Source organism: Pseudomonas sp. SG-MS2, from assembly GCF_009933855.1.
Classification (GTDB): domain Bacteria; phylum Pseudomonadota; class Gammaproteobacteria; order Pseudomonadales; family Pseudomonadaceae; genus Aquipseudomonas; species Aquipseudomonas putida_E.
This window is the reverse complement of the sequence record NZ_MOMO01000009.1, coordinates 1-8,346: the sequence shown is the minus strand read 5'-3', so window position 1 is coordinate 8,346 and position 8,346 is coordinate 1. Positions and strand designations below refer to the sequence as shown.

Here is an 8,346-nt window from a genome sequence, read left to right as displayed (position 1 = left end):
TGCCTTGTGCCGGCTCGCTGCGCCGCAGCAGGGCCTGGATGCGTGCCAACAGCAGGCGTGGGCGCACCGGCTTGCACACGTAATCGTCAGCACCAAGGTCCAGGCCCTGGACCTGGTCGAGCTCGTCGCTGCGGGCGGTGAGCATGAGGATGGGGCCTGCGTACTGGCCACGTACGCGGCGGCAGATGCTCAGGCCGTCTTCACCGGGCAGCATCAGGTCGAGGATGACCATGTCTGGCTGGCTGTCGACGATACGCCGGGCGGCGCGCGCACCATCGCCCTCCACTGCCACCTCGAAACCGTTGGCCTGCAGGTATTCAGCCGTGAGCTCGGCGAGGCGCTGGTCGTCTTCGACGATCAGGATGCGGGGTACGGGTTGGTCCATGGCGTTTGCCTTGATTGTTGTTTTTGCGTTGCCTGTTCCGGCCCCATCGCCGGCATTGCCACCTTAACCAAAAGGCAACATCCCCTGCCGATACTACGTCCCGCACCCGGCACTGCCAACCTCAGCGGAAACACCCCTGGACTGAACCGATTTTTGTGCTAGGGTTCGCGCCCTGAAAAATCTGCACCGGGGCAACGAGCCGCAGAAAAATACTGCAAACCACTTGGTACAAGGCCTACAGCGAATACCCACTATTCACTCACAAAGTACGCACAACTTATCCACAGGCGCTCGCCTTGCAAAGCCCCCGATACCGCATTATCTTGTATCCCCAGCGCAGCGAACCACTAGATGTTGGGTTTCACACACCAACGCCAAGCATGAGTCAGCAGACAAATTCAAGCGATTTTTCTGCCTGAACTTATTGTGGTTTCAACAACCAAACCGCTCCAGCGGAGATGGAGAGCAACAGCTTTTGGGCTAGCCCCATAGCCTTTGACTTCGGCCAGGGAGCGGCATGTTCTTTGCCCCTTATTCCTGAGTCTGTCCCGAAGTCGGTACGCCCGAGCGGGCGGATGCGTGCGCATGACGCATCCCCGCCAGGGCCGTCGAACAAGTGGACAGAACGGTGGGCGCCCAAAAGGCGCCTGAACATATAGAAACTGTGGAGACACCCACCCATGCAAACCGACACAACTCGCGAGAACCCGCAGGCTTTGGCGCCGCAGGCCGCCGATTCCAACCAGGATCTGGCCGCGACCGCTCCGGGCCAGCTGCGCGTGATCAAGCGCAACGGCACTGTCGTCCCTTACACCGACGACAAGATCACCGTGGCCATCACCAAGGCGTTCCTCGCAGTTGAAGGCGGCACCGCCGCTGCCTCGTCGCGCATCCACGACACCGTCGCGCGCCTGACCGAGCAGGTCACCGCCACGTTCAAGCGTCGCATGCCATCGGGTGGCACCATCCACATCGAAGAAATCCAGGACCAGGTCGAACTGGCCCTGATGCGTGCCGGCGAGCAGAAAGTCGCCCGTGACTACGTGATCTACCGCGACCAGCGTGCCAAAGAGCGCGCTACCCGCGCCAACACCGACGCCGCGGTCGAGCCGCACCCAAGCATCCGCATCACCCTGGCCGACGGCAGCCTGGCGCCGCTGGACATGGCGCGCCTGAACACCATCATCAGCGAAGCCTGCGAAGGCCTGGCCGAAGTCGATGGCGACCTGATCCAGCGCGAAACCCTGAAGAACCTGTACGACGGCGTGGCCATCAAGGACGTCAACACCGCCCTGGTGATGACCGCCCGTACCCTGGTAGAGCGCGAGCCGAACTACTCGTTCGTCACCGCCCGCCTGCTGATGGACACCCTGCGTGCCGAAGGCCTGGGCTTCCTGAACGTTGCCGACAGCGCCACCCACCACGAGATGGCCGACCTGTACGCCAAGGCACTGCCGGCCTACATCGCCAAGGGTGTCGAGTTCGAGCTGCTGAACCCGGCCCTGGCCGCCTTCGACCTGGATAAACTGGGCAAGGCGATCAACCACGAGCGCGACCAGCAGTTCACCTACCTGGGCCTGCAGACCCTGTACGACCGCTACTTCATCCACAAGGATGGCGTACGCTTCGAGCTGCCGCAGGTGTTCTTCATGCGTGTGGCCATGGGCCTGGCGCTGGAAGAGAAAGACAAGGAAGCCCGTGCGATCGAGTTCTACAACCTGTTGTCGTCCTTCGACTACATGGCCTCGACCCCGACCCTGTTCAACGCCGGTACCCTGCGCCCGCAGCTGTCGAGCTGCTACCTGACCACCGTGCCGGACGACCTGTCGGGCATCTACCACGCGATCCACGACAACGCCATGCTGTCGAAATTCGCCGGTGGCCTGGGCAACGACTGGACTCCTGTGCGTGCACTGGGCTCCTACATCAAAGGCACCAACGGCAAATCCCAGGGCGTCGTACCCTTCCTGAAAGTGGTCAACGACACCGCCGTCGCCGTGAACCAGGGTGGCAAGCGCAAAGGCGCTGTGTGCGCCTACCTGGAAACCTGGCACCTGGACATCGAAGAATTCATCGAGCTGCGCAAGAACACCGGTGATGACCGTCGTCGTACCCACGACATGAACACCGCCAACTGGATCCCTGACCTGTTCATGAAGCGCGTCTTCGATGACGGCAAGTGGACCCTGTTCTCGCCATCGGAAGTGCCAGACCTGCACGACCTGACCGGCAAGGCCTTCGAAGAGCGCTACGAGTACTACGAAGCCCTGACCGAGTACAACAAGATCAAGGTGTTCAAGACCATCCAGGCCAAAGACCTGTGGCGCAAGATGCTGTCGATGCTGTTCGAGACCGGCCACCCATGGCTGACCTTCAAAGACCCGTGCAACCTGCGCTCGCCGCAGCAGCACGTGGGCGTGGTCCACAGCTCAAACCTGTGCACCGAGATCACCCTGAACACCAACAAGGATGAGATCGCGGTCTGCAACCTGGGCTCGATCAACCTGCCGAACCACATTGTCGACGGCAAGCTGGACACCGCCAAGCTGCAACGCACCGTGAACACCGCCGTGCGCATGCTCGACAACGTGATCGACATCAACTACTACTCGGTGCCGCAAGCGCGTAACTCGAACTTCAAGCACCGCCCGGTCGGCCTGGGCATCATGGGCTTCCAGGACGCGCTGTACCTGCAGCACATCCCTTACGGCTCCGACGCTGCGGTGGAGTTCGCCGACAAGTCGATGGAAGCGGTCAGCTACTTCGCGATCCAGGCGTCCTGCGACCTGGCCGATGAGCGCGGCGCGTACGAGACCTTCCAGGGTTCGCTGTGGTCCAAAGGCATCCTGCCGCTGGATTCGCAACAGATCCTGATCGAGGCCCGTGGCCAGAAGTACATCGACGTCAACCTGGAAGAAACCCTGGACTGGGCGCCGGTACGTGCCCGCGTACAGAAAGGCATCCGTAACTCGAACATCATGGCCATCGCGCCGACCGCGACCATCGCCAACATTACCGGCGTGTCGCAGTCCATCGAGCCGACCTACCAGAACCTGTACGTGAAATCGAACCTGTCGGGCGAGTTCACCGTGATCAACCCGTACCTGGTGCGCGACCTGAAAGCCCGCGGTCTGTGGGACTCGGTCATGATCAACGACCTGAAGTACTACGACGGTTCGGTGCAGCAGATCGAGCGTATTCCGCAGGAGCTCAAAGACCTGTACGCCACCGCGTTCGAAGTCGAGACCAAGTGGATCGTCGATGCCGCCTCCCGTCGCCAGAAGTGGATCGACCAGGCGCAGTCGCTGAACCTGTACATCGCCGGCGCTTCGGGCAAGAAGCTGGACGTGACCTACCGCATGGCCTGGTACCGTGGCCTGAAAACCACCTACTACCTCCGTGCCCTGGCCGCGACCAGCACCGAGAAGTCGACCATCAACACCGGCAAGCTCAACGCCGTTTCCAGCGGCGGCGACAGCGCCCCGGCCCAGGCCGCAGGCCCGGCGCCAGTGCCGAAGGCTTGCGCGATCGACGAGCCGGACTGCGAAGCCTGCCAGTAAGGCCTGCTGATGCCGCAAGGGGTGCCCCAACGGGTGCTCCTGGTGGCATTTTCTTATCTGCGCAAGCGCAGCTTTTGTAGGAGCGGCCTTGTGTCGCGAAGGGGCTGCAAAGCAGTCCCGGAATCCTTGTGAAAATAGTGGATTCCAGGGGCCGCCTTGCGGCCCTTTCGCGACACAAGGCCGCTCCTACAAAAACCGCGCCAACCCAACATGATGTATCGATAAAATAAAAAACCACAACATGTAGTGCCTCGCGCCATTTGCCGCTAAACTCCCTTCCCGTAAAAGACGACACGAGATACCGTGAACGGACGCGCTTAAAACCGGTCGAAAAATTACCCTCGCCCGCAAGACGCGCACCCCGATCGAAAGCGAATTCCGGTATACTCCGCCCCCTCTGAAAAGGGCACCTATTCAAGTCCCTGGCCCCTCCCCGAGGCCTGGCCAGGCACGAATCCAGATGTAACGAGAGTCAGCCTCTCGAGCTGTCCATTCGCCGTAACGGCCTTGCGTCAGGCATCACATTCTTAAAATCCAACCGGTTGCCTCAGGGCAATCCTCAAGCAGGAGCAAAACCATGCTGAGCTGGGACGAATTCGACAAAGAAGACGGCGAAGTAGCCGCCAAAGGCAACACCCCTGCGCAGGCCAACGCCGCCGCCACCCTCGACAAGCTCGACAGCGCCGGCGGTGCTGCCGCCCTGGAAGCCCGTGCTGCCACCGCCGCCGACTCCGACGCAGTTAAGCGCGCCAAGGCCGCGCTGGACGCCCTGGACATCGCCGAAGGCCTGGCCGAGCTGGAAGGCTCCTCGGCCCGCGTCGCCGTTGACGAAAAGCGCATGATCAACTGCCGCGCCGACCTGAACCAGCTGGTACCGTTCAAGTACGACTGGGCCTGGCAGAAGTACCTCGACGGCTGCGCCAACCACTGGATGCCGCAAGAGGTCAACATGACCGCCGACATCGCCCTGTGGAAGAGCCAGGACGGCCTGACCGAAGACGAGCGCCGCATCGTGATGCGCAACCTCGGCTTCTTCTCTACCGCCGACTCGCTGGTTGCCAACAACCTGGCCCTGGCCGTGTACCGCCTGATCACCAACCCGGAGTGCCGCCAGTACATCCTGCGCCAGGCCTTCGAAGAGGCGATCCACACCCACGCCTACCAGTACTGCATCGAGTCGCTGGGCATGGATGAAGGCGAGATCTTCAACATGTACCACGAGATCCCGTCGGTCGCGAAGAAAGCCGCCTGGGGCCTGAAGTACACCCGCGCCATCTCCGACCCGGAGTTCAACACCGGCACCGTCGAAACCGACAAAGAGCTGCTGCGCAACCTGATCGCCTACTACTGCGTGCTGGAAGGCATCTTCTTCTACTGCGGCTTCACCCAGATCCTGTCCATGGGCCGCCGCAACAAGATGACCGGCGTTGCCGAGCAGTTCCAGTACATCCTGCGTGACGAGTCGATGCACCTGAACTTCGGTATCGACGTGATCAACCAGATCAAGATCGAAAACCCGCACCTGTGGGATGCGGCGATGAAGGAAGAAGCGACCCAGATGATCCTGCAAGGGACCCAGCTGGAGATCGAATACGCCCGTGACACCATGCCACGCGGCGTACTGGGCATGAACGCGGCGATGATGGAGGACTACCTCAAGTTCATCGCCAACCGTCGTTTGACCCAGATTGGTTTGAAGGAAGAGTACCCAGGGACGACCAACCCGTTCCCATGGATGAGCGAGATCATGGACTTGAAGAAAGAGAAGAACTTCTTCGAGACGCGCGTGATCGAGTATCAGACGGGTGGGGCGTTGAGCTGGGACTGACCCCAACGATAAGGCTGCCCTAGGGCAGCCTTTTTTTTGGCGCTAGACAACTGTGAAAGCGGCCTTGAGTCGCAACAGGGGTACATGGCAGCTCCAAAAAACCGGCCGCATGTGCCATTGCCGGGGCCGCTGTGCGGCCCTTTCCGACCGGTCCGGCGCCCCGGCAAGGCCGCTCCAGATGGAATTGCGTAGTACGGGAGATTTGTGTTGGTAGCTGCTGGCCAAGGCCCACCATGGGCGGGCTCCCGTGAGTCCTCGGAGCGATGGGTCTCAACCGGTCAGGCGCTGCGCAAATGAGGAGGCCCCGCCCACGCCGACAAGAGGGGTACGGCACAGCGAGGTGCCGGGACTGGACATGCCAGTCTACGTGGTCGAGGGCGAGGCCAGATCTGAAGATAGCGCAGGGTCGCGGTAGGGTCCACAGGCAATTGGGTTGGATTTGTTAACCATGTATCTGGTTTGCGCTCTAAACGATGTCTTGGGTTTGCAAGGGCTGCGCCTGCGGTGCCTCAAGCAGGTTGTGCAAGGTATTGAGGAACAGGTCGAAGCTCATGATCCCGTTACCGACGGTCGACAGCAGTGTTTGACCGCTCTCGTCCTTGATAACGACCAACTCGGTCCACTGATTGAGATCGACATTGCCCAGGCTGTTCAACGAGACCTTGCGGCCATCGATCTCGAGCGCGTCGCGGGTGACAGTCAGGGGCTTGGTGGTGACGTTCAAGAAGTCGCCGCGGAGGCGCTTGCCCCATACCTGGCTGGTGTCCAGATAGTTGAACTGCACGGCCCCGCCATTGTGAAGCGTGGCCAATACCGCTGGTAGCCGTTCGTTCAGATAGTGTTCGCGCACCTGCTCGATAAAGGCGAACAGGCCCTTGAGGTGCGGATTGACCCGGCGCAAAGGCTCGCTTGCGTTGCGCCGATACGCCAGATTGTTGGTCAGGCCGGCGAAGGCGGTCTGCCCGGAGGCGAACAGGTACAGGTCGTTCATCTCGCTGAAGGGCACGTAGTCACGCTCGTTGCCGATGACCTGGCAGATGCCTTTTTCGTAGACCTCGTAACGGGCTTTGCGCAGCGTTTTCTGCCACAGGGCCAGCGCGAACATGCTCAGGCCGAGCACACCCAACAGGACGATGGTGAAATGAAAGATGCCCCTGGGGCCGTTGAATTGCAGGTTACTGGCCAGGCTCAGGTAGCCGACGAAAGCGGCCAAGGCGAGGAAGATGCTGCCCAGGATGATCATGCTGATAATCAGCGCTTTGCCGTAGCCGTAAGTGCCCAGCAGGTTGCCGGTGGACGTGGGTGGGGTGGATTGCATGGTGGTGCCTCCTTGCTTGTGAAATGAAACATCATGTCTCTGATGGCACTAGGACATGCCTTGTTATCAATGGTTCACGGGGAAGTCCGGGATGAAGATGATCACCAGGGGATACCTGCTCTGCACTACCGAACCGCCCTGTGTTCCGTGGCTTTTGATTGTATTGGTCGAACAAGTAACGCAACATTTTCCTCGATGCGGCTCTGCACAGTCTGCAGGGACTCTTGAGTGATCATTCCGGGGTAGCTGCGTTGCGCCCGTTCTTTAAATTGACGGGCAACTGCGCAAATGCGGTCGATGAGTTCACTGGCCTCTGCCTGCGGAATTTCCGCCTCACCTGCCAAAGCCAACATCTCCTTGCGGCCAATATCCAAAGCCTCCCCCATCACATCCATCTGGTGATAGCCCCCAGGGCCTTCACAGAACGTCACATCATAGGCAGGCGCCAGCGTCCACTCGCCAGTGCGGGACATGAGGTAAGCGAAGTTCTTCGGGTGATCGTCGCGGTTGTTGAATGCCACATTGAACACGGCGCGCTCGAAGGCACGAGCCTTCTCCCGCACGTCATTGGTGCACATGTGCGTGGCACGCAGGAAGTTGACGTAATCCAGCGCACCGGGCGATCTGAAATCGGCACCGGTAAATGCGGCAAGGCTTTGCATCGGCACACGCAGGCCACCCTGTCGGTCGAAACGCTTGCTGGCAAAGGCCGCTTGCCCATTGGGCAGGCTGAAATGCTGAGTGCCCGGTGTCGCTATACCGCACAAGCGAAGGCACTCGGCGTAGACCATTTCTATCGCGCAGACCTCTGGGTGCTCTTGCTTGGCCGGAAATTTGATCAGCCAGGCTTCAAGGCCTGGTTTGGCGACAGTGGTGAAGGAGCCGGTGTGGTCATCGCGATAGACCAAGGCCTTCGGCCTTGCACCTTGAGGTGAGCCACCAACGAGCAGCAGTTTCTGCAGAAACTCACCGCCCCCACCCTTAAGCACTTCATGCGCAGCGTATGTGAAAATAGGGTCGGAACAGACGCCTCTCAGCTACTTTAGTCGTAGTACCTCTATAAGGAAATCTCGAAGCCCGGGCTAGAGCGGCCATTGCTTGAAACGCGCTGTTCAAGGCTGCCATTTCTTCAATACATTGCGCCAGCAAGCGTTGACATCCCCATCGTCGCTTGATAAAAAACCGATGACGTTGTACGACAACACATAACAAGAACAACAGTCAGTGGAAGATCTCCCCATGTCGACCCCCATCG

4 protein-coding genes and 1 pseudogene are annotated in these 8,346 nt (G+C 60.2%); 2 read left to right on the top strand and 3 right to left on the bottom strand.

Annotated elements, in window-relative coordinates:
• Nucleotides 1-385 (bottom strand): response regulator (locus tag BLX42_RS00715; protein WP_161870943.1); only part of this gene is annotated, 385 nt, incomplete at its 3' end.
• Nucleotides 386-1,065: 680 nt separating this feature from the next.
• Here BLX42_RS00715 and BLX42_RS00710 point away from each other — a divergent pair.
• The gene (locus BLX42_RS00710; RefSeq protein ID WP_161870942.1) at nt 1,066-3,945 is read left to right on the top strand and encodes a ribonucleoside-diphosphate reductase subunit alpha; all 2,880 of its coding nucleotides are present in this window, start codon (nt 1,066-1,068) and stop codon (nt 3,943-3,945) included.
• 577 nt (nt 3,946-4,522) lie between these two features.
• Nucleotides 4,523-5,773 carry a ribonucleotide-diphosphate reductase subunit beta gene (locus BLX42_RS00705; RefSeq protein WP_012313106.1) on the top strand — a complete coding sequence of 417 codons (1,251 nt, stop codon included), beginning with the start codon at nt 4,523-4,525 and terminating at the stop codon, nt 5,771-5,773.
• 466 nt (nt 5,774-6,239) lie between these two features.
• Here BLX42_RS00705 and BLX42_RS00700 read toward each other — a convergent pair whose 3' ends face one another.
• On the bottom strand, nt 6,240-7,091 hold the full coding sequence (locus BLX42_RS00700; RefSeq protein WP_161870941.1) for a hypothetical protein: 852 nt from the start codon (nt 7,089-7,091) through the stop codon (nt 6,240-6,242).
• 125 nt (nt 7,092-7,216) lie between these two features.
• Nucleotides 7,217-8,083 (bottom strand): annotated as a pseudogene (locus BLX42_RS00695) (type II toxin-antitoxin system HipA family toxin); the annotation flags it as partial.
• Nucleotides 8,084-8,346 lie beyond the last annotated feature (263 nt).